Source organism: Paraburkholderia pallida (assembly GCF_004524855.1).
Lineage (GTDB): Bacteria > Pseudomonadota > Gammaproteobacteria > Burkholderiales > Burkholderiaceae > Paraburkholderia > Paraburkholderia oxyphila.
On sequence record NZ_CP038148.1, the window covers coordinates 1910718 to 1931318 of the forward strand.

Annotated in this window: 21 protein-coding genes; 12 read left to right on the top strand and 9 right to left on the bottom strand. The window is 66.8% G+C overall.

The features are described from left to right. The 4 genes from E1956_RS08680 to E1956_RS08695 all read left to right on the top strand — a co-directional run bounded on the left by E1956_RS08680 (position 1) and on the right by E1956_RS08695 (position 4053). Positions 1–870 carry a MaoC/PaaZ C-terminal domain-containing protein gene (locus tag E1956_RS08680; RefSeq protein WP_134748228.1) on the top strand — a complete coding sequence of 290 codons (870 nt, stop codon included), beginning with the start codon at positions 1–3 and terminating at the stop codon, positions 868–870. Between the two features lie 64 nt (positions 871–934). Further along, a complete protein-coding gene (locus E1956_RS08685) occupies positions 935–1723 on the top strand; it encodes a citryl-CoA lyase (RefSeq protein WP_134748229.1) in 789 nt (262 codons plus the stop codon). A gap of 31 nt (positions 1724–1754) precedes the next feature. Next, entirely contained in the window at positions 1755–2615 is an 861-nt protein-coding gene (locus E1956_RS08690; protein WP_134748230.1) for an HTD2 family dehydratase, read from the top strand. 46 nt (positions 2616–2661) lie between these two features. Next, positions 2662–4053 (top strand): MmgE/PrpD family protein, encoded by a 1392-nt coding sequence (locus E1956_RS08695; RefSeq protein ID WP_134748231.1) that lies wholly within the window; start codon positions 2662–2664, stop codon positions 4051–4053. An 11-nt stretch (positions 4054–4064) separates the two neighbouring features. Here the strand turns inward: E1956_RS08695 and E1956_RS08700 are convergent, their stop codons facing one another. The 3 genes from E1956_RS08700 to E1956_RS08710 all read right to left on the bottom strand — a co-directional run bounded on the left by E1956_RS08700 (position 4065) and on the right by E1956_RS08710 (position 7248). Next, a complete protein-coding gene (locus E1956_RS08700) occupies positions 4065–5069 on the bottom strand; it encodes a ferritin-like domain-containing protein (protein WP_134748232.1) in 1005 nt (334 codons plus the stop codon). 83 nt (positions 5070–5152) lie between these two features. Further along, positions 5153–6259 carry a zinc ribbon domain-containing protein gene (locus E1956_RS08705; protein ID WP_134748233.1) on the bottom strand — a complete coding sequence of 369 codons (1107 nt, stop codon included), beginning with the start codon at positions 6257–6259 and terminating at the stop codon, positions 5153–5155. Positions 6260–6630: 371 nt separating this feature from the next. Beyond that, positions 6631–7248, bottom strand: a complete 618-nt coding sequence (locus E1956_RS08710) for a LysE/ArgO family amino acid transporter (RefSeq protein ID WP_134748234.1) — start codon at positions 7246–7248, stop codon at positions 6631–6633. A gap of 172 nt (positions 7249–7420) precedes the next feature. Between E1956_RS08710 and E1956_RS08715 the strand changes: the two genes are divergently transcribed. After that, a complete protein-coding gene (locus tag E1956_RS08715) occupies positions 7421–8329 on the top strand; it encodes a LysR family transcriptional regulator ArgP (RefSeq protein WP_134748235.1) in 909 nt (302 codons plus the stop codon). A gap of 778 nt (positions 8330–9107) precedes the next feature. Beyond that, positions 9108–9581, top strand: a complete 474-nt coding sequence (locus E1956_RS08720; protein ID WP_134748236.1) for a DUF3331 domain-containing protein — start codon at positions 9108–9110, stop codon at positions 9579–9581. Here the strand turns inward: E1956_RS08720 and E1956_RS46070 are convergent, their stop codons facing one another. The 3 genes from E1956_RS46070 to E1956_RS08730 form a co-directional block, all read right to left on the bottom strand. Next, positions 9582–9743, bottom strand: coding sequence for a hypothetical protein (locus E1956_RS46070; protein WP_167759987.1), 162 nt, complete (start codon positions 9741–9743; stop codon positions 9582–9584). A gap of 174 nt (positions 9744–9917) precedes the next feature. Next, on the bottom strand, positions 9918–11186 hold the full coding sequence (locus E1956_RS08725) for an MFS transporter (RefSeq protein ID WP_134748237.1): 1269 nt from the start codon (positions 11184–11186) through the stop codon (positions 9918–9920). Further along, positions 11183–12166 (bottom strand): PRC-barrel domain-containing protein, encoded by a 984-nt coding sequence (locus E1956_RS08730; protein ID WP_134748238.1) that lies wholly within the window; start codon positions 12164–12166, stop codon positions 11183–11185. The genes E1956_RS08725 and E1956_RS08730 overlap by 4 nt, the downstream gene beginning before the upstream one ends. Before the next feature lie 585 nt (positions 12167–12751). Between E1956_RS08730 and E1956_RS08735 the strand changes: the two genes are divergently transcribed. Then, positions 12752–14137, top strand: a complete 1386-nt coding sequence (locus E1956_RS08735; RefSeq protein ID WP_418789254.1) for an NCS2 family permease — start codon at positions 12752–12754, stop codon at positions 14135–14137. Positions 14138–14289: 152 nt separating this feature from the next. Here the strand turns inward: E1956_RS08735 and E1956_RS08740 are convergent, their stop codons facing one another. Further along, entirely contained in the window at positions 14290–14679 is a 390-nt protein-coding gene (locus E1956_RS08740; RefSeq protein WP_134748240.1) for a hypothetical protein, read from the bottom strand. Positions 14680–14803: 124 nt separating this feature from the next. Here E1956_RS08740 and E1956_RS08745 point away from each other — a divergent pair, with 124 nt between their 5' ends. The 3 genes from E1956_RS08745 (at position 14804) to E1956_RS08755 (ending at position 16538) form a co-directional block, all read left to right on the top strand. After that, positions 14804–15370, top strand: coding sequence for an ArsR/SmtB family transcription factor (locus E1956_RS08745; protein ID WP_134748241.1), 567 nt, complete (start codon positions 14804–14806; stop codon positions 15368–15370). Beyond that, positions 15316–15708, top strand: a complete 393-nt coding sequence (locus E1956_RS08750; protein ID WP_134750468.1) for an SRPBCC family protein — start codon at positions 15316–15318, stop codon at positions 15706–15708. The genes E1956_RS08745 and E1956_RS08750 overlap by 55 nt, the downstream gene beginning before the upstream one ends. A 65-nt stretch (positions 15709–15773) precedes the next feature. After that, positions 15774–16538, top strand: a complete 765-nt coding sequence (locus tag E1956_RS08755; RefSeq protein ID WP_167759988.1) for a DUF899 domain-containing protein — start codon at positions 15774–15776, stop codon at positions 16536–16538. Positions 16539–16591: 53 nt separating this feature from the next. On the opposite strand, the gene E1956_RS08760 is transcribed toward E1956_RS08755, so the two are convergent. Then, entirely contained in the window at positions 16592–16774 is a 183-nt protein-coding gene (locus E1956_RS08760) for a hypothetical protein (RefSeq protein ID WP_028221745.1), read from the bottom strand. Positions 16775–16936: 162 nt separating this feature from the next. Next, positions 16937–17842, bottom strand: a complete 906-nt coding sequence (locus E1956_RS08765) for an NAD-dependent epimerase/dehydratase family protein (RefSeq protein WP_134748242.1) — start codon at positions 17840–17842, stop codon at positions 16937–16939. A 113-nt stretch (positions 17843–17955) separates the two neighbouring features. On the opposite strand from E1956_RS08765, the gene E1956_RS08770 reads away from it, so the two are divergent. Together E1956_RS08770 and hutH are read left to right on the top strand one after the other, a co-directional pair. Continuing rightward, a complete protein-coding gene (locus E1956_RS08770) occupies positions 17956–18918 on the top strand; it encodes a LysR substrate-binding domain-containing protein (RefSeq protein ID WP_134748243.1) in 963 nt (320 codons plus the stop codon). A gap of 137 nt (positions 18919–19055) precedes the next feature. Beyond that, positions 19056–20591, top strand: a complete 1536-nt coding sequence (gene hutH / locus E1956_RS08775) for a histidine ammonia-lyase (protein ID WP_167759989.1) — start codon at positions 19056–19058, stop codon at positions 20589–20591. Positions 20592–20601: the final 10 nt, after the last annotated feature.

Here is a 20601-nt window from a genome sequence, read left to right on the forward strand (position 1 = left end):
ATGACAATCGATTACCACACCTTGCGCAACTGGCCGTTCGAGGGCGTCGAACAGACCTACACGGAGCGCGACGCGATGTTCTATAGCCTCGCGGTGGGCTATGGCGCGGATCCCGTAGACCCCGACGACCTCGCTTTCGTCTACGAGAAGGAGCTGCGCGTGGCGCCGACCTTCGCGGTGGTGCTCGGCTTTCCTGGCTTCTGGGCACGAGACCCGAAGAGCGGCATCGACTGGGTGCGGCTGCTGCACGGCGAGCAGGGCATCGAGATTCACAAGCCGCTGCCGCCCGCGGCTACGGTGATCGGCCGCTCGCGCATCACGCGCGTGGTCGACAAGGGCGAAGGCAAGGGCGCGCTGCTCGAAATTCAGCGTAGCATTACCGACAAGGCCACGGGCGAGCTTTACGCCACGCTCACGCAACTCACGTTTTGCCGCGGCGACGGCGGCTTCAGCGCGCACGGTGGCCCGAGCGACGAGGCGCCTGCCGCGCCGCCCGCAGTGCCCGAACGCGCGCCCGACCACGTCTGCACGCTGCCGACGCGGCCGGAGACGGCGCTGCTGTACCGCCTGTGCGGCGACGACAACGCGCTGCACGCCGACCCGCAGGTCGCGCGCGCGGCCGGCTTCGAGCGGCCCATCCTGCACGGCCTCGCCACCTGGGCGGTGGCCGCGCATGCGGTGCTCAAGACGCTGTGCGCGAGCGACCCGGCGCGGCTCGCGCGCTTTCACGCGCGCTTCACCGCGCCGGTCTATCCGGGCGAGACCATCCGCACGGAGATCTGGCGCGACGGCAACGCCGTGAGCTTGCGCGCGCGCGTGGTCGAGCGTGACGTCGTGGTCCTCAACAACGGCACCGCGACGCTGCGCTGAATCGCGCGCCCAGGATGACCGAAACCTCACCGCAATCGCATACACACACGAAGGAACCGCAGTCATGGCCCGTCAACCGAAACCGCTGGTGCGCTCCGATATTGCGTACAGCACGCCCGATCGCATCGTCGTGCGCGGCAAGAGCCTGCCCGACGAAGTGCTCGGCCACATGAATCTGGGCGACTTCGCGTATCTGCAGCTCACGGGCAAGGCCGCCACGCCGCAGCAATCCGCGATGTTCAATGCGATCGTCATCACGCTCGTCGAGCATGGCATGACGCCCAGCGCGATCGCCGCGCGCATGACCTACGCGGGCGCGCCCGAGTCGTTGCAGGCGGCCGTGGCGGCGGGGCTGTGCGGGCTCGGCTCGGTGTTCGTCGGCAGCATGGAAGGCGCGTGCCGTATGCTCTCCGAAGCATTGCCCTATGGCTCGCGCTGCGACGACCTCGAAAAGCTCGCGGTGGACACGGTGGCCGCATGGCGCGCACGCGGCACGCCGATCCCTGGCCTCGGCCATCCGTTGCACAAGCCCATCGACCCGCGCACGCCGCGGCTGTTCGAACTGGCCGCGCAAAACGGATTGTCGGGCGACTATGTGAAGCTCATGCAATTGATCGGCGCCGAGGCCGAACGCGTCTCGGGCAAGCCGCTGCCGATCAACGCCACGGGCGCGATCGGCGCGATCTGCTGCGAGTTCGGCTTTCCGTGGCGCATCGTGCGCGGCTTCGGCGTGATGGCGCGCGCGATCGGGCTGGTCGGACATCTGCTCGAGGAAGGCGAGCGGCCCATGTCGTTCGAACTGTGGCAACGTGTGGAGGACGAGGCGTCGGCGCATCTGCGCGGCGAGGCCTGATCCCGATCCATTGCCGCAACGGAGGATTGCAGTGTCCCAATCAGAACCGGAAGTCCCGCAAGCGTTGCCGCTCGAGGCGTGGCTCGACAAGACCGAAACGCTCAGCGACGAGATCACGTCGTTCCCGCTGCGCGCGCTCGCGGCGACGCTCGACCGCGACGCGCCCGGCAACATCGTGCCGCCGCTGTGGCACTGGCTCTATTTCCTGCCGGTGGCGCCGCTCGCGCAAGTGGGCCCGGATGGCCACCCGAAGCGCGGCGGCTTCCTGCCGCCCGTCGCGCTGCCGCGCCGCATGTGGGCGGGCGGCCGCCTCACGTTCCACGCGCCGCTGCGCGCGGGCGAGACGGTGCAGCGCACCTCGACGATCGCGAGCATCGAGGACAAGACCGGGCGCAGCGGCCGGCTCGTGTTCGTGACGGTGCAGCATCGCTACGAATCGGCGGGGGCGCTGTGCATCGAGGAAGAGCACGACATCGTCTATCGCGACGTCCCGCAGCCCGGCGCGAGTGCGCCGAAGCCCATCGTGGCGCCGCTGGGGCAGACGTGGTCGCGCACGCTCGTGGGTGACCCCGTCCTGCTGTTCCGCTATTCCGCGCTCACCTTCAACGGCCATCGCATTCACTACGATTTCCCGTACGTCACGAAGGAAGAGGGCTATCCGGGGCTCATCGTGCACGGGCCGCTGATTGCGACGCTGCTGCTCGATCTCGTGCATCGCGAGCGCCCGGACGCGAGCGTCGCTTCGTTCGCGTTTCGCGCGGTGCGTCCCACCTTCGGCGGCAACGCGTTCACGCTATGCGGCAGGCCAGCCGACGATGGCCGCTCGGTCGAGCTGTGGGCCAAGGACCACGAAGGCTATCTGACGATGCAGGCCACCGCGACGTTCTACTGAGTCTGATCACCCCGCGCATTTCGATTACGTTCCCATGAATCCAGTCATGACTGACCACCCCAGCCGCACGCTAGCTGCCTTTGCCGCCACGCTCGAGTTCGGCGCCATTCCCGCGCCGGTCGTCGAGCGTGCCGTCAATCTCTATGTGGACTGGCTCGGCTCCGCGCTCGGCGGCAGCGGCGCGCGCCCGGTCGAGACCATTGCGCGCTTCGCGCGCGCGGCGCGCGGCGCGCAGAGTCCTCAGGACGCGTGCGACGTCGTGATCGACCGCAGCCGCAGCACGCCGTATTTCGCGGCGATGACGAACGCCGCCGCTTCGCACTACGTCGAACAGGACGACGTGCACAACGGCTCTGTGTTCCATCCCGCGACCGTGGTGTTCCCGGTCACGCTGGCGCTCGCGCAGGCGCTCGGTGCTTCGGGGCGCGAGTTCATCGCGGCCTCGGTGGCGGGCTACGAAGTGGGCATTCGCGTCGGTGAATTCATGGGACGTTCGCACTACAAAGTATTCCATACGACCGGCACGGTCGGCGCGATTGCGGCGGCCGCGGCGGCGGGGCGCCTCTTGAAGCTCACGCCCGGGCAGATGCTCGACGCGTTCGGCTCGGCGGGCACGCAGGCGAGCGGCCTGTGGGAGTTCCTGCGCGACGCGGCCGATTCCAAGCAACTGCACACGGCCATGGCCGCCGCCAACGGGCTAATGGCGGCCCAGCTGGCCGCCGATGGCTTTCGCGGCGCGCAGCGCATTCTCGAAGGCGCGCAGGGCATGGCCGCGGGCATGTCGAGCGACGCGGACCCGGCGAAGCTCGTCGACCGTCTCGGCGAGCGCTGGGCGACGGTGGAGACCTCGTTCAAGTATCACGCGGCCTGCCGCCATACACATCCGGCTGCCGACGCCTTGCTCGCCGCGATGGCTGGGCACCGCCTCGCGCCCGACGATATCGCCGCGGTGACCGCGCACGTGCACCAGGGCGCCATCGACGTGCTGGGCAGCGTGACGGTGCCCAGCACGGTCCATCAGGCGAAGTTCAACATGGGCACGGTGCTGGGTTTGTGCGCGTATCGCGGCTATGCGGGCGTGAACGAATTCGAGCACGGCTACCGCGAAGCTGAGATTGCCGCGTTCCGCGAGCGTGTGACGATGGCGCTTGATGATGAGGTGGACCGCGCGTATCCGGCGCGCTGGATCGGCAAGGTGAGCGTGACCACACGTGACGGCCGCACGCTGCACGCGCGCGTGGACGAGCCGAAGGGCGACCCCGGCAACACGCTCTCGCGCGAAGAGCTGACGACGAAGTTCGTGCGCCTTGCGGCTTTCTCGCAAGCGGCGAGCGAAGCAGAGGCGCGCGCATTGCTGGACGACGCGTGGCGCATTGTAGACGCCGAGCGCGTGGGTGCGCTCTTCGAAGCGAGCGCTGTTGCCAATGCAGGCGCTTGAAGGCGGATGCGTCAGCTTGACTGCGTCGAGGGCTTCTTGCGCATGAAGCGCAGCGCGAAGCGCACGAGCTTGGGCATGGTCTCCGGGCGCAGCAGGCGCGTGTCGTAGCCCGCGAAGCGCCGGTCGTTTTCCGAGAGGCACAGGCGCATGAGCTCCGGCACGCTGATGTCCACGTCGGAGACCGACTGCGCGCCGTTCACCGTGAAGTTGTTGTCCTGCTGTTGCGCGTTGCCATCGGCGTCCATCGAACGCGCGAGGCCCATGCGCTCCCAGCCCAGAAACATCCACACGCGCACCACTTTCAGCTCGAACAGCATGCGCTGCCACCACGAGAGCCGCGCGCGGTGCCAGGCCACCCAGTTCGCGAACAGCAGGATATGGCGACACTCTTCCTGCATCACGGGCTCGAACGTGTCGATGAGCTCGGGCGGAAACAGACCCGAGCGCTTCGCGACTTCGAAGAGCCCGAATGCGAAGAAGCTGTCCACGCATTCGCTGTAGCCTGTCACGAGATAGGCCCACTCGGCGTCCTTGGGATACACATAGGGCGGCTCGCTCGCGAGCGCGATGCCGTAGGCCTCGACCATCCGCGAAAGCACTTCCTTATGGCGGTTTTCTTCCCAGGCGTTGAGCGCGAGCGCGGCGCGCATGTCCGGGTCGTCGACCGTCGCGGCGTAGGCCGCCATGCGCAGGCGCGCCTTGCCTTCGGTCTGCACCGCGATGTCCCAGATCGGCAGCTCGACGATGCGCTTGAGCGCTTCGGGCGCGAGTCTCGGCCATTCGAGCACGGAAGGCCGGTAGGGGTTGAAGGTCTCGCGGAACATGCGGCAGGTCTCGCTGCGGTGCGCGTCGGAGCCTGGCGTGAGCGGGCCGCTTTCGCGGCTCACCCAGTGGCGCGTATTGTGTTCGGCGGCGTCGAGCGTCGCGTGGTCGGGGCGCTCACTGGGCAGTTGCGGCGCATTGAAATCGGGGATCAGCTGCGCCGTATCGAAGGTGTCGAGTACCTGATCGTTCATCTGAAAGTATCTCCAGACAAGGCTTATAGCGGTGGTCCTGTTCTATGGTTGCTGCGGTGACTGCGTCGGGCGCAGCAATTTTGTCATCGATGCGCCGAATCTGCTGCCGGGCCGGCACGATCTGTGGCAACGCCTTCGTCATCGGCATGGGTCACATGCGTGCCGCATTGATTGCAAAACGGGAAGAAGGCGAAGTTGCGTGCGCCGCACGTGCAGACTTCGAAGAGCCGCAGCCCGCAGTGAATGCAGAACGACACCTGGTCGCCGCCCAGATGCCAGGGCTTGTCGCAAGACGGGCACAGCTTCTTCTGATAAGCGCTGATGGCCTTTTCGTAGGCCACGCCGCGTGCGCGCTCGCTCTGGCTCTGCTGCATTTCGGCGCGCTTGCGCTCGACGTAGCGCTGGAACGCGCGCAGCATGTAGAGCCCCGCGAACACCGTGAGCGCAATGCCCACGAGCACGCGCACATAGCCGCCGAAATCGGGCAGATACGGCACGAGCTCGACGAAGAACGCGCACAGCGCGAAGAGGCCGAAGCCATAGATGAAAGGCCAGTAACGGCTCTTGCGGTGGCGGATGAAAAGCCAGACGGCCACGAGCAGGATCGGCAGCGTGAGCGCGAGGCGCCAGCCGAACACCGTGAGCTCGTAGCGCCGCTGTGCGGCGGCGTAGCGCGCATCGGCCTCGGTCTGCAGGCGCGCGAGCTGGGTGTTCAGTTGCTCGCTGCGCGCATCGAGTGCGCGCTGCTGGTCGGCGAGCGCGTCGCGCTGGCGCTGCCAGTCGCTGGCGCTCGCCTGCAGCAAGTCGAGCTTGCGCGTGCGGGCGAGCAGTTCGATGTCGTTGCGGCTGTCGCCCGTTGCCGTGCGCGTGGCGAGCCAGTTGCGCAGGCTCTCCTGGGCTTCGCGATAGTCGGTGTTCGCACGGTCGTACGCGATGCGCAGCGTCTGCGCCTTGTCGTTGAGCGCGCCGCGCTGGCGCTCGAGATCGTGCGTTTGCGCCTCGAGCGGCGCAACGGCCGCGTTGTCGACGAATTGCTCGGCGCGCGGCGGTCCGCCCTGCGGCGCGAACATGAGGTCGCGGATCACGAGGCTGCCGAGCATGTCGAGGAACAACGCGAACACGATGGCGATGATCCACGAGGCAATCTGCAACAGGCGGGCGGGCCGCGAATAAGCCTGGCTGGTATTCATGGCGCAGTACGAGAGTGAAGGACCGATGCAGCCGGCATCAACATGCCGCGGCGATGCCACAGGGCGCGGATCGCATTGGGGGCATTGTAAAGGGCGCGGCGCTTCGGGCACGCCGTATGCGGCCAAGCGCCCCCCTTCGTCAGGCATGGGGCCGCGCGGCGCGGGTTTGGGGGGCCCGCCGCACGGCCAGGGACTCAGGGAATATTGGGGCGAGAAGAAGGCTCGAGTGGCCTTGAAGAGAGGGACAGACCGGCGCTTCGCGCTATGTGGCACGCGTGTAGCGGAGCGCCTTCGGGACCAGGCCGGCCAAAGATCGCTACACGAAGAGCACTGCAGGACGATGCGCCGCGTGCCTCACGCGGCGCCGCGCTTCAGCGCAACTGGGCGAACGCGATGAACAGCACCATGCCGCCGATCGCACCATCGAGCACGCGCCACGCAGCGGCGCGCCGGAACAGCGGGGCGAGCGCCCGCGCGCCGAAACCCAGGGCCACGAACCACACCGCGCTCACGCACATCGCGCCGATCGCAAACGCGAGCCGGCTGCCTTCTGGCTCGCGCGCGCCGGCCGTGCCGATCAGCAGGAACGTGTCGAGATAGACATGCGGATTGAGCCAGGTGAACGCGAGCGTCATCAGCATGATCGGCCAGGCGCGCTGCGCGGGGGTGTCCTGTGCGCTCGCCGTTTCGAGCACGGCGTGCGTGGGCTTGACCGCGCGCCGCAGCGCGCCGATGCCGAACCACACTAGCCACGCGAGCCCCACGTAGAGCACGAAATGCACGAAGGTGGGATAGCGCTCGACGAGCGCGGAGGCGCCGCCCACGCCCGCGCCGATCAGGATGAAATCGGAGAGCGTGCATAGCACGACGATCTTGCCCACATGCGAGCGCAGAATGCCCTGGCGCAGCACGAAGGCGTTCTGTGCGCCGATGGTGACGATCAGGGAGGCGCACAGTGCGGCGCCGTGCGAAAAAGCGAGCCAGTTCATGATGGTTGAGCGGTCGGTGGCTGAAATCGGGGTGCAAAGCGCAACATGCCGCAGTGAGCAAGCGGACGCGCGTTGCGGCAAGTGCCTCGACAGAGGAAGCAAACGGCGCTAGTCTGCCGCCGGAGCCCGATTAAGCAAAGCTCATTTTCTTAAACTGGATTAAGGAACGCTAATGCTCGACTACGCGCTGCTCGACGCGCTCGCTGCCGTCGTGAGACACGGCTCGTTCGACCGCGCGGCCGGCGCGCTCAACGTGACGCCTTCGGCCGTCTCGCAGCGCGTGAAGCTGCTGGAGGAACGCGTGGGCGCCGTGCTCGTGAAGCGCGGCCAGCCCTGCGTGGCCACCGCGGCGGGCGCGCTGCTGTGCCGCCACACCGAGCGCGTGCAGTTGCTCGAAGCGGAGCTGGGCGGCGGCATGCCCACGGTGGCGGGCGCGCTCGACGCGTCGCGCCCCACGCTGCGCGTCGCGGTCAACGACGACAGCGTGGGCACCTGGTTCATCGACGCCGTGGCGGGCTTCTGCGTCGAGCGCGGCATCCTGCTCGATCTCGTGATCGACGACCAGGACCATACCGCGCAGCGCATGCGCGACGGCAGCGTGCAGGGCGCTGTCACGACCCAGGCCGAGCCTGTGCAGGGCTGCCGATCGACGCGCCTTGGCCGCATGCGCTACCTAGCGGTGTGCTCGCCGGCGTTTTTCGAACGCTATTTCGCCGAGGGCGTGGGGCGCGAGGCGCTGCGCCGCGCACCGTGCGTGGAGTTCAATCCCAAGGATCAACTGCAAAAGCGCTTCGTGCGGCGTATCACGCGCGCGCAGGTGGACGCGCCGCTGCACTGGATTCCGCACGTCGCGGGTTTTCTGCGCTGCTGCGTGAGCGGGCTGGGGTGGGGCATGTGCCCCGAGCGGATGATTGCGCCACACCTCGCGCGCGGCGAGCTCGTCGAGCTCACGCCGGGGCGCGCACTCGACGTCGAGCTTTATTGGCAAAGCTGGCGTCTGTCGATCGGCTGGCTCGACGATTTTGGCGCGATGCTCAGGCGCCGCGCGGCCGAGTTTCTCGATCAAGGCAGAGGCGCCTGAAACGCGTGCTAGATGAAGCGGTATCGGCAAATCGGGCACGGGCTTGCATCGTATTCATGCCGTCATTAGGCATCAATTGAATGGCCGATTTCCAGCCGGGAATCGCCGTTGCTATTGCGCGTGTCGTGGCGATTTGGTGCATTCGAGTCGGCGTCATTTGCACATGACAAAACGGCTAAAGCACAATTCATTTTCGATTAATACCTCATGAAATAGAGGCGAGTCTCGAAATTCCGCCTTCCTGGGATGCGCATGCCGTGTGCGACAATTCTTCGCGCCCCGGATGACCCGTATGAAACGAAATCCCAATACGCATATGTCATCGAGATGTCATGCGTTTCATTGATCGGGGAGCAACGGCCAGGCTACACGGGCGTCGCCGCGAAACGGCCCGGGGGCGGACACAAAGCGTGCCGGGGCCGATCCGGGGTAATGAGACGCGCCGTCTCGCATGTCTTTGCATGACGCGCAATAGTATGACTAAGGCTCTGTTGATTGACGTGCCGGACCGCGTTTCCGGTTAATTTTTCCTGGCCGTAAATGTTAAAGATCAACAAACCGGCAAAAAAGTCGCACGCGCAAATGTAAAGAAACTAGTATTGCTGTCTTACAATTACGCCTGAAAGTCCGATGGCTTCATTTGCCGCGCATCGGGAATTATCGTGTGAATATTCAGTTTTTTCTGTGGCTTGCGAGAATCGCACGCTATAATCCCGACGTGGCAGAGTGCTTATTCGACCGGCATATTTGAATCGTTTCCACGTGCACGAGGTGCATTATGACGAAATTAGATACCGGCAGCGCATGGCAACAAACCATTGATCGCCTGTCCGCCGCCTCGGAGCCCTTCGGCCCGGACGGCGAGCCCGATGGCATCAGGAGTTGCAAACCGGTACCGATCACGCGCAGCGCTTCGGAGGCGGCCAACCGGCGCCGCGCCACCGTGCGTTCGTGGGATGCGCAAGGCATTACCTTGATCCGGCGTCATGATCCGGAAAGCATCACCGTCTGCTGGAGCGACGCCACTTATGGGCGTTACTCCGACCAGTTGTGGCGGGTTTGCACCGCGCGTCGCAGCGCGGTGTGCGCGTTGACCGGCGAGAAGATCCGCCGTGGCGACGCGGTGTTCCGCCCGAGCCCGAATCGCCGTCATCGCCCGGCCAACGCCGACGCCATGATCCTCGCGAGCAAGCTGGACGCCTTTCCCAGCGGCGTCGTGGCTGCACGTCTCGACGAGGCGCTTGCGGCGTAATTACGGCGTCACGGTGGCATAAACGCTGCGTTCAGGTAGAGGCGGCGGCTCCGCAGCCAGCAGAGCCTGCATCGAGTGTTCGATGCGGGCGGTTGCTTTTTTATCTTTTCCAGCAGCAATTCCGGCGTTTTCCTGGTTTGGCGCACCGCCCGAAGCCTTCATCCGGCGTCTCCTGCAAGCCATCCCAAGGTCTTGTTCCAGCGTCCGCTGGCCGTGCGAGGTCATGGCCGGCGTGCGTCATGGCGCTGCGCGTCTTTAATCCGGATATTCGATGCGCACGAGTGCGGCGCTGGCCGGCCCGCTCTCGGGCCTGCCGGCGCCACACTCGTGCCATCTTCATGCTGTCTTGTCGCCGACGGTCTCGTCCTCGAGCGCGTCGCGCGTCTCGGGCATGATGAGCCACACCATCAGCACCGCGGCCGCACCCGCCGAGGCGAGGCCGAGGAAGCTCACGGTATTGCCGAAATGGTCGGCGATGAAACCCGCGAGCGCGGTGGAGAGCGTGGCGCCAATCCCCGCCGATAGCCCGAACAGCCCGATGCAGAGGTTGTAGCGCCCCTTGCCGCCCGCCACGTCGGCGGCGATCAGCGGCAGCATCACGCCGAATACGGCGGCCGAGATGCCGTCGAGCATCTGCACCGGCACGAGCAGGTACGGGTTGCCGACCGCGGCGAACAGCAGCGCGCGCAGCGGCAGCGCGCTGAAGCCGAGGATCAGCACCGGCCGGCGGCCCCAGTGCTGCGCGGTGCGGCCCACCCACGGTGACATCAGCGCGACGATCGCTTGCGGCACGATGATGCAAGCCGCAATCACGAGCTGCACGTTGTCGCCCATGCCGGCCGTCACTTCGCCCGCCGCGAGGTTCAGCATCGCGGCGTTCGAGAGATGGAACAGGATCACGCAGGCCGCGAAGGTCAGCATGCGCTTGTCGCGCAGCAGGTCGAAAATGGTCTCGCGCGGCTCGTCGGCGAGCGCGGCCTTGCTGGCCTTGTCGGCCTTGGCGCTTTTCAGCGGCCTGGGCGCGTTCGCGTGCTTGTCGTACTCGATCATGGCAAGCGCGACGAGGGCGGGCAGCGCGAGCGCCGCCGTGAGCCAGAACACGGCGCGCGGCGAGACGTACTCGCCGCACAGGCCCATCAGGCCCGCCGCAACGGCGCTCCCGATCGAGGCCCAGCGCGCGTTGCGCCCGAGCCGGTCGCCCAGGTTCTGCCGGCCCACCAGTGCCAGTGCGAGCGCTGCCATGGCCGGCACGAGCATGCAGCTCGCGAAGCCGTGAAAGACCTCGGCGGCCATCACCGGCACGACGGTCGGGCTCGAGGCCAGCAGCACCGCCGAGATGATGATGGCGATGATGGCCCAGGCGGCGGCGGCTTTCTTGTTGCGCAGGGCGTCGACGGCCGCGCCGCCCGGCACCTGGCTCACCATTGCGCTGATCGTGCCTACCGAGAGGGCGAGGCCAATCTCGCCCTGGGTCCACTTGTGCGAGGCGAGATACGAGGCGATGAACGGGCCGAAGCCGGTCTGCACGTTTGCGACGAAAAAGTTCAGCCAGTCGAGCGCGCGCACGCTGCGCAGGTCGGGTGTGGGATGCGTGGTACCTGTCATTGGGCACCGCGCGCAGGAGCTGCAGGAGCTGCGGGAGCGGCCGGCCCCGCGGCGGCGGGACTGACGGCGCGTACCGGCTGATCGTTCGCATAGGCGGGCGAGGCGTCGATCTGCTGGTCGCTCATCTCGAGCTGGGCTTCGAGCGCATTGTTCTTCGTGACGAAGTGCAGGGCCGACCAGTCGGCCGCAATCGTGCGGCGCTTCTCCAGCGTCCCGCTCACGTCGAGCACGACCGCGAGCGGGTCGGCGCCGCCGCCGATCAGCACGTCGACGACGCGGCCCACCTTGGCGCCGTTGGCGCGCTCGACGTCGGCGTCGAGCAGCGGCAGGCGTGTCGGGCTCGCCTCGGAAGTGCCGGGCTGCGGCGCGCCCGCTTTGGGCCGGTCGGGGATCTGCAGTTGGGCGGGCGTGAGCGCGAGCGTGATGGCGGGCGTCTTCGCCTGCGTGTTGATGCGCACGGCGCTCCACGGGAAGTCGGCCTTGCGGTCGCCCACGCCCATGAAACCCTGCAGATTCACGACCACTTCCTGCGGCTTGCCGCCGGGGCCGGCCACCATATCCACGGCGCGGCCCACGACCTTGCCGTCCGGCTTCTGCACTTCACTGTCGAGCAGCGTGCGGAAGGTGCCGCGCTCGAGCGTGTGCGTCTGCACGAGCGGGGCGGGGGTGGGCGCAACGGGTGCGCTCGCGGGCACGGGCGGCGGCGGCACGGGCTTGGGGCGCCGGATGATGGTCAAGTGCGGTTTTTTGGGCGCCGGCTTCGGCTCAGGCGGCTGCGGCGCGCTGGCGGGTTCGGGCGCGGAGGCCGCCTCGGGTCCGCTCGCGAGATTCTCGGGCGCGCTGACGGCAACGGTCGCCTCGACGATGGGCGCGGGCGTCTGGTACGGGCGGAACAGGCTGCAGCCGGACAGCGCGACCAGAACGAGCAGGGCAAAGGCGTGCGGAAGGGAAATAACGGGACGTGGGAAACCGCCTGTCATCAACAGAAACTCCAGGAGCGGCCGGCGCAGGGCGCGCGGCGAGGGGAAAACCGGGTCGTGAGAGTTTAACCCGCATGGCGCCTTGTTCCGGCCCAAACGGCCGCTAATCCGCTGACAAAACCCTTGTCGCAGGGTCGATCGGGTGCATTCGGGGGGTATTCGGGGCGCATTCAGGGGCGAGGCGTGCCGCAGTGCGCTACCCGATTGGGGGCGGATCATGGTGCGCGTGCCGCCGTTTTGCCCTCGGCGGCGTGCGCAAGCCGGCTCCAGCGCACCGGGGTAAACGCGAGGCGTGGCCGTGCGACGCGCCCTGTGTACGGCGATATAAGCATCGCGGCATGACCTCAATGTGTTTCGCGCGATGGGAGCATAAGTCGTGTTCGCCTAACCTTCGACCCTGTAAAAAGATGTCAAAAAAATGAATGGGTATAGCGCGCCGGAAGGTGCGCCTGGCTGGCGTCGACACCCCTAGTCAATCCAATCCAGACGAGACGAACCTGATGGCGGATCCGCAACATGAGCGCGGACCGTTTCAGCAAGCTGATAAAGGAGGCACTCACCATGATCGAACCCCACGCACAGCCGATGGCCGATGTTGCCAATGCTGCGATCCGCGAGGGCAATGCCGTCGACGCCGTTGGCGCGAGCGGCTTTCTCGACCGTTATTTCGACATTTCCGCGCGCGGCAGCTCGGTGCGCCAGGAGGGCATCGCCGGCATCACCACCTTCCTTGCGATGGTGTATTCCGTGTTCGTCGTGCCGGGCATGCTCGGCAAGGCGGGCTTCGACACCAGCGCGGTGTTTGTCGCCGTGTGTCTTACCACGGCATTCGGCTCGCTGTTGATGGGCTTGTGGGCCCGCCTGCCGATCGCCATCGGCTGCGCGATCTCGCTCACCGCATTCACTGCATTCGGCCTCGTGCTCGGCAAGGGCCTCAAGCCTGAAGTCGCGCTCGGCGCCGTGTTCCTGATGGGCCTCGTGTTCACGGGCATCTCGGTCACCGGCGTGCGCTCGTGGATCCTGCGCAACCTGCCGCACGGCATCGCGCACGGCACCGGTATCGGCATCGGCCTGTTCCTGCTGCTGATCGCCGCCAATGACGTGGGTCTCGTGATCAAGAACCCGGGCGCTGGCCTGCCGGTCACGCTCGGCCACATCACGGCGCTGCCCGCGATCCTCTCGGTGGTCGGTCTTGCCGCGATCTTCGGCCTCGTGCGCCGCCGCGTGCCGGGCTCGATCCTGATCGTGATCGTCGCGATCTCGGCACTTGGCCTCGCCATCGATCCGGCCGTGACCTACCACGGTGTGTTCGCGTGGCCGTCGCTCTCGAGCCCGGGCCATGCCTCGCTGATCGGCGCAATGGACATCAAGGGCGCGCTCTCGCTCGCCGTGCTGCCGAGCGTTCTCGCCCTCGTGATGACCGCTGTGTTCGACGCCACCGGCACGATCCGCGCCGTGGCAGGCCAGGCCGGCCAGCTCGACGCCAACGGCCGCATCATCAACGGTGGCCGCGCCCTCACGGCCGACTCGCTCAGCTCGATCTTCTCGGGCTTCTTCGGCGGTGCGCCGGCAGCGGCGTACATCGAATCGGCGGTGGGTGTCTCGGCTGGTGCGAAGACGGGCATGACCGCCGCGATCGTGGGCCTGCTGTTCCTCGCGGTGATGTTCTTCGCGCCGCTCGCCGGCCTCGTGCCTTCCTACGCCACGGCGCCCGCGCTCATGTACGTGGGCCTGATGATGCTCTCGAGCGTCGCGCGCCTCGACATGGCCGACATGGTCGATGCAATGTCGGGCCTCGTCTGCGCCGTGTTCATCGTGCTGACCGCCAACATCGTCACGGGCATCATGCTGGGCTTTGCCACGCTCGTGATCGGCCGCGTGGTGAGCGGCGAGATCCGCAAGCTCAACGTCGGCACGGTGCTGATCGCCGCTGTGCTCGTGGCGTTCTACCTGGGCGGCTGGGCTATCTGATGCGCGACTAGCGCCCACATAGCCCGGTCATCGGCAAGACGGAGCCACGGCGGCCCGTCTTGCCGGCTTCACGGCCCGCGTCCGCTTTCTGGCGGCGCGGGCCGTGCGGCATTCTGGGGGGGCGATTGAGGGTCGCGATTGGGAGGCTGCGATTACTTCGGCAGCACACTGTTGCCGCGCGCGCTCCTCGGCTTGCGCGGCTTCGGCTCCACGCCCACGCGCGGGTCGCGCGCCAGCACGAGCGCGCTCAGGTGCTGCGCGGTGGCCTCGAATTCCGGATCTTCCTGCGTGACGTAAAGCCACTTGCCCAGCACGGGGTGCGGGCGCAGGGCCGGCATTTCTTCGATAAGCGCCGTGTGCCGGTCGCGCGACGTGCAGACCAGCAGTCCGTTGAAGGGTTTTTCGCGATCGGCGGCGACGAGGCACAGCAGGCCGTCCATATAGGCGGCGTCGCAACCGAACATCCGCTTGCACAGGTAGTCGGGCTCGCGCTCGAACGCGTCGAAGATCCAGAGCAGCGAGTTGCGGATTTTGGACGGCATGGCGTGATCGACTCGAGGTGAATGCGAAGGGCGGGCAGGCTCATTCTACGGGCTGCCCGGGAAGCCAAGGGCGAAGCCCGCGCGCAACCTTGACATCGACGGCTCGTGTCCTATGCTTAACCTCATGGTTAAGTATGAAGACGATACGCTGAACCGCACTTTTGCGGCGCTGGCGGACCCCACGCGGCGCGCGCTGCTGGCGCGCCTGGCCCTTCAGGACGAGCTTTCGGTGAGCGCGCTCGCGCAGCCGTTCGCGATGTCGCTGCCCGCGGTGATGAAGCACCTGGACGTGCTTGCCGAGGCGGGGCTCGTCACGCGCGCGAAGACCGGACGCACGGTGGCGTGCCGGCTCGCGGCGGGGCCGATGGAGGACGCGATGCAGTGGCTCGCGCACTACGAGCGCTTCTGGAGCGGTGCGCTCGATCGTCTGGCCGCTTTCGTGGAGGAAGACGCATGTCCACCCAACCCGACGCTGGCGCAGCCAGCAACTCAGTCAGCAACTCAGGCAGCCGCGCAGGCGACAGCGCAGACCACGGCGCAAGCCAGATCGAAGCCAAAACCGCAGACGCTCGCGCCAGCGCAGGACCCGCAAGCGGCGCAGCCCACGCCGGCCCCAGCCTCGTCCTCCGGCGCCGCATCAACGCGAGCGCCGCGAAGGTCTACGCGGCATGGACGCAAGCCGCGCAACTGATGCGCTGGATGCATCCGCTCGACACGATCTGCCTGCATGCCGAGGCCGACGTGCGCGTGGGCGGGCGCTTTCGCGTGATCATGCGCTCGCCCGACGGCGAAGAGCACGACGCGAGCGGCACCTATCTCGAAGTGGTGCCCGAGGCGAAGCTCGTGTTCACATGGGCGTGGCGCAGCACGCCCGAGCGCGAGTCGCGCGTGACGGTCGTGCTGCGCCCCGATGGCGCCACCACCGAGATCACGCTGCGCCACGAAGGCTTCTTCGACGAAGCCGCGCGCGACTCGCATCGTGAAGGGTGGGCGAGCGGGCTCGATCGTCTGGTTGAGCTGTTCGAATGACGGCGTTCGGCTGAAGCGGGATGGGTGCGCTAGCACCCACCCCGATCCACACACAGGAGGAGTCGATGATGGAGACGCACAAGATTGTTTCGGAGGACGAATGGTTTGCGGCGCGCAAGGCATTGCTCAGCGAGGAACGCGCCTTCACGCATGCACGCGACGCGCTCGTCGCGAAGCGTCAGGCGCTGCCGTGGGTGAAGGTGATGAAGACGTATATGTTCGATACGCCGCAAGGCACGCGCACGCTTGCAGAGCTGTTCGGGCCGCGCAGCCAGCTGCTGACTTATCACTTCATGCTCGGCCCCGACTGGGAGGAGGGCTGCCCGGGCTGCTCGTTCCTCTCCGACCACGTGGACGGCATGCTGCCGCACCTCGAGCATCACGACGTGACCTACGTGGCCGTCTCGCGCGCGCCGCTCGCGAAGCTCGAAGCCTTCAAGCGGCGTATGGGCTGGCATTTCCCGTGGGTTTCGTCGCATGGCAGCGACTTCAACTTCGACTATCGCGTTTCGTTCGGCGATGCGGATAAGGCGCGTGGCAAGGCGCTCTACAACTACGAAGAGCAGGACTATGTGAGCGACGAGCTGCCAGGCATCAGCGCGTTTTATCGCGACGAAGCGGGCAACGTCTATCACACGTATTCGGCGTATGCGCGCGGCGTGGAAATGGCTTTGGGCGCGTATGCGATGCTCGAATTCACGGCGAAGGGGCGCAACGAGAAGACGGATATGCGCGAATGGATGCGCCACCACGATCGGTATGAAGATAGTGCCGGGCGGGAAAGCGCCGGGCAATCGACGTGCTGCGCGCACGAGAGCAAAACGCAATAAAAGATGAGCGCCAGGGGGAATCGCGCTGCGTCCCGCGAAAGACAACAGTAAGGCTAGAGCGACATCTCGAATGCGGGGCGCAGCAGCACTTCGATGGCCATCACGATGAGGCCCATCGCTGCGGCGGCAAGCGTCAGCGTGCCATATTCGTCGTAGCGCGAGTCGTAGAGACACGCGACCACGAAGAGGATGGCGAGCAGATTGGTCAGCCAGTAGAAGTTCAGCGCGAGAGGCATCGGCGTACCGGGTTGCCGGTTCGGCAACGTGACGGCGGAGAGTGCAAACCGTCAGGATTTTATCGAACCGACCTTACGGATACGCAACAATAATGTGCTGTGGAGCACTTATTTTTGCGGCTTTTTTATGTGCGGCCGCAATGATCTGTCGCGCTGGCCGGCTCAAAGTTGTGCAGTCGGCATCTCGTCGCGAATCCAGTCCGTCACCGACGTGCGCCGCGGCTGCCAGCCCAGCAACCTGCGCGCGCGCTCGCCGCGCACGCGGCTATTCGAGCCGAGACCATAGGAAGCCATCTCGTAACCCCATTCCTTGATCGCGTCTTCGAGCGGCCAGTCCTGCGCTTCGCCAAGCCCCATCTTGCGCGCGAGCGCGGCCGTCATCTCGCGGAAGTTCGCCTCGCCGCTTTCGACGAAATAGAACGTGCCCGCAGGGGTTTTCTCGAGTGCGAGACGGTACAGCTCGGCCACATCGTCAACGTGGACGTTTGACCAGATGTTCAGCCCGCGCCCGACGTGTCGCATCACGCCGCTCTTCTGTGCCTGGCGAATGAGGCGCGGCAACTGCACGCTCGCCGCGCCCGGCACGGCGCCTACGCCGTAGATCAGCGTGTTGCAGAGCACGGCGCTCTTCACGCCACGCGCTTGCCCGGCCAGCACGAGGTTGTCGATGGCCACGCGCGGCGCCTTGTCGGGCGTCGGCTCGGGCAGGGCGTCTTCGTAGTAGATGCGATCGGTCGGCTCGCCGCCCGAGGCATCCCCGACGATGCTCGACCCGCTCGTGTGCAGGAGCGTCTTGCCCGAGCCTTCGAGCGCGTCAAGCAGCGCCTCCACCGCACCGCGATGGTCGCTGCTCGCGGCGTTGATCACGGCGTCGGAGTCTCGCGCTTCCCGCATCAACAGCGCACGGTCGTCGAGATCGCCTTGCACAGGCGCGATGCCGAGCGCTTCGAGCGCCGCGAGCTGCTCGGGCCGGCGCACGAGTCCGCGCACCTCATGACCCGCGCGCACGAGATGCGCAGCAATCGTCCCGCCGATAAAACCGCCTGCGCCCGTCACGAATACTTTCATTGAATCCTCTCTTGCGTGGATAAGTGGATGACTGCAATGGCAGGCAGTATCGCGGCGTTCGTGCTTTGCAAAAACCGTGTTAGTCTCAAATGAATCTTGACTGCGGATCAATAATGAAAACGTCGACCGACGAATTGCTCGTGTTCGTCACCGTGATCGATGCGGGGTCGATCACCGCTGCCGCCGAAAAACTCGAGCAGACCGTCTCCGGCGTGAGCCGCGCGCTCACGCGGCTCGAAAAGCAGCTCGGCGTGGCGCTGATCCTGCGCACGACGCGCCGCCTGCAATTGACCGAGGAGGGCGAGCTCTTTCTCGAACGCGCGCGCGCCATTCTCACGGCGATGGAGGATGCCGAGGAGGCCGTCTCACGTCATCGCGAGCAGCCTTCGGGGCGCTTGCGCGTCGATGCGGCCACGCCGTTCATGCTCCATTGCGTCGTGCCGCACATGGCGGCGTTCGCGGCGCGCTACCCGGACATTCAGCTCGAGCTCACGAGCAACGAACGCATCGTCGATTTGCTCGAGCAGCGCGTCGATATCGCCATTCGCATCGGCGCGCTGCAGGATTCCACGCTGCACGCGCGCTCGCTCGGCGTGAGCCGCCGCCGCGTGGTGGCGAGCCCGGCGTATCTGGCGGCGCACGGCACGCCGCGCACGCTCGCCCAACTGCGCGAGCATCGGCTGATCGGCTTCACGGCGCCCGTGCAGCTGAACCGCTGGCCGCTCAGGCCGGACGGCCACGCCACTCCGGCCACGGCCGTCGCCGCATCCGTGGCGGTCCAGGCGTCGCTGCTCGACGATGCCGCGCCCGAGGGGTTTGCGATCCATCCGGCGCTCGCGGCGTCGAGCGGCGAGACGATACGCCAGCTCGCGCTCGCCGATGCCGGCGTCGCCTGTCTTTCCGACTTCATGACCGCCGCCGACCGCGCGGCAGGCCGCCTCGTGACGCTGCTCGACGACGCGCTCATCGCCGAGCGCCAGCCGATCCACGCCGTCTACTACCGGAGCGCCGCACTCGCCGCGCGCGTGCAGTGCTTCCTCGCGTTTATCGGGGGCAGGCTCGAAGATCAGGCCTGACGGGCCTGCGAGCGCGCGTCTGATCGATGCGCGGTCGAACCTATGGATAGTCCCAGGGCGGCGGGATGCTCGCGGAGGTTGTCTATACAGGCGCGCCAGGCTAGACTCCCCGTCACTTGTATAGACAGGATTCGATCATGCTCCTCACGCCCGGCCATCTGACCCTGCCCCAACTGCGCCAGATCGCGCGCGCAACGGACAGCAGCAGCATCCAGCTCGAACTCGACCCGGCGAGCTTCGCCGCGATCGACGCGAGCGCGCGCACCGTGGCCGAGATCACGGCCAAGGGCGAGCCGGCTTACGGCATCAACACGGGCTTCGGCCGCCTCGCCAGCACTCACATTCCGATCGACCAGCTCGAGCTGCTGCAGCGCAACCTGGTGCTCTCGCACGCCGTGGGCGTGGGCGAGCCGATGTCGCGCCCGGTCGTGCGCCTCATGATGGCGCTGAAGCTCTCGAGCCTCGGCCGCGGCCACTCGGGCATCCGCCGCGAAGTGATGGACGCGCTCATCACGCTCTTCAACGCCGACGTGCTGCCGCTGATCCCCGTGAAGGGCTCGGTGGGCGCCTCGGGCGACCTCGCGCCGCTCGCGCACATGTCGGGCGTGTTGCTCGGCATTGGCGAAGTGTTCATCCGTGGCGAGCGCGCCAGCGCCGAAGCGGGTCTGGCCGCGGCCGGCCTCAAGCCGATCGCGCTGCAGGCCAAGGAAGGCCTCGCGCTCCTGAACGGCACGCAGGCTTCCGCAGCGCTCGCGCTCTACAACCTGTTCGCGATCGAAGACCTGTACCGCACGGCGCTCGTCTCCGGCGCGCTGTGCGTGGACGCGGCAGCCGGCTCGGTCAAGCCGTTCGACGCGCGCATCCATGAACTGCGCGGCCATCGCGGCCAGATCGAGGCGGCCTCGGCCTATCGCGATCTGCTCGAAGGTTCGTCGATCAACCTCTCGCACCGCGACTGCGGCAAGGTTCAGGACCCGTACTCGCTGCGCTGCCAGCCGCAGGTGATGGGCGCGTGCCTCGACCAGATGCGCCATGCGGCGCACGTGCTGCTGATCGAAGCCAACGCGGTCTCGGACAATCCGCTGATCTTCCCCGATACGAACGAAGTCATCTCGGGCGGCAACTTCCACGCGGAGCCGGTCGCGTTCGCGGCCGACAATCTCGCGCTGGCCGCCGCCGAAATCGGCGCGCTCGCCGAGCGCCGCATCGCACTCCTGATCGACGCGACGCTTTCGGGCCTGCCGCCTTTCCTCGTGAAGGACGGCGGCGTAAATTCGGGCTTCATGATTGCCCACGTGACGGCGGCGGCGCTGGCCTCGGAGAACAAGACACTCGCGCATCCGGCCTCGGTCGACTCGCTGCCGACTTCGGCGAACCAGGAAGACCACGTGTCGATGGCGACCTTCGCTGCGCGCAAGCTTGGTGACATCGCCGAGAACACGGCCAACATCCTCGCGATCGAGCTGCTCGCCGCGGCACAGGGCGTGGACCTGCGCGCGCCGCACGCGACCAGCCCGGCGCTGCAAAAAGTGATGGCGTCGGTGCGCAGCGAAGTCCCGCACTACGATCTGGACCGCTACTTCGCCCCCGATATCGCGGCCATGACGCAGCTCGTGCAGAAGGGCGCAATCGCGGCGCACAGCCCGTTCGCGTTCGAGTCGGAAGCGCACTGACGCAGACGAT

Coding starts and splice junctions, on each gene's coding strand:
- E1956_RS08680 (WP_134748228.1), top strand. CDS start 1: ATGACAATCGATTACCACACCTTGCGCAACTGGCCGTTCGAGGGCGTC.
- E1956_RS08685 (WP_134748229.1), top strand. CDS start 935: ATGGCCCGTCAACCGAAACCGCTGGTGCGCTCCGATATTGCGTACAGC.
- E1956_RS08695 (WP_134748231.1), top strand. CDS start 2,662: ATGACTGACCACCCCAGCCGCACGCTAGCTGCCTTTGCCGCCACGCTC.
- E1956_RS08700 (WP_134748232.1), bottom strand. CDS start 5,069: ATGAACGATCAGGTACTCGACACCTTCGATACGGCGCAGCTGATCCCC.
- E1956_RS08705 (WP_134748233.1), bottom strand. CDS start 6,259: ATGAATACCAGCCAGGCTTATTCGCGGCCCGCCCGCCTGTTGCAGATT.
- E1956_RS08710 (WP_134748234.1), bottom strand. CDS start 7,248: ATGAACTGGCTCGCTTTTTCGCACGGCGCCGCACTGTGCGCCTCCCTG.
- E1956_RS08715 (WP_134748235.1), top strand. CDS start 7,421: ATGCTCGACTACGCGCTGCTCGACGCGCTCGCTGCCGTCGTGAGACAC.
- E1956_RS08720 (WP_134748236.1), top strand. CDS start 9,108: ATGACGAAATTAGATACCGGCAGCGCATGGCAACAAACCATTGATCGC.
- E1956_RS46070 (WP_167759987.1), bottom strand. CDS start 9,743: ATGAAGGCTTCGGGCGGTGCGCCAAACCAGGAAAACGCCGGAATTGCT.
- E1956_RS08725 (WP_134748237.1), bottom strand. CDS start 11,186: ATGACAGGTACCACGCATCCCACACCCGACCTGCGCAGCGTGCGCGCG.
- E1956_RS08730 (WP_134748238.1), bottom strand. CDS start 12,166: ATGACAGGCGGTTTCCCACGTCCCGTTATTTCCCTTCCGCACGCCTTT.
- E1956_RS08735 (WP_418789254.1), top strand. CDS start 12,752: ATGGCCGATGTTGCCAATGCTGCGATCCGCGAGGGCAATGCCGTCGAC.
- E1956_RS08740 (WP_134748240.1), bottom strand. CDS start 14,679: ATGCCGTCCAAAATCCGCAACTCGCTGCTCTGGATCTTCGACGCGTTC.
- E1956_RS08745 (WP_134748241.1), top strand. CDS start 14,804: ATGGTTAAGTATGAAGACGATACGCTGAACCGCACTTTTGCGGCGCTG.
- E1956_RS08755 (WP_167759988.1), top strand. CDS start 15,774: ATGATGGAGACGCACAAGATTGTTTCGGAGGACGAATGGTTTGCGGCG.
- E1956_RS08760 (WP_028221745.1), bottom strand. CDS start 16,774: ATGCCTCTCGCGCTGAACTTCTACTGGCTGACCAATCTGCTCGCCATC.
- E1956_RS08765 (WP_134748242.1), bottom strand. CDS start 17,842: ATGAAAGTATTCGTGACGGGCGCAGGCGGTTTTATCGGCGGGACGATT.
- E1956_RS08770 (WP_134748243.1), top strand. CDS start 17,956: ATGAAAACGTCGACCGACGAATTGCTCGTGTTCGTCACCGTGATCGAT.
- hutH (WP_167759989.1), top strand. CDS start 19,056: ATGCTCCTCACGCCCGGCCATCTGACCCTGCCCCAACTGCGCCAGATC.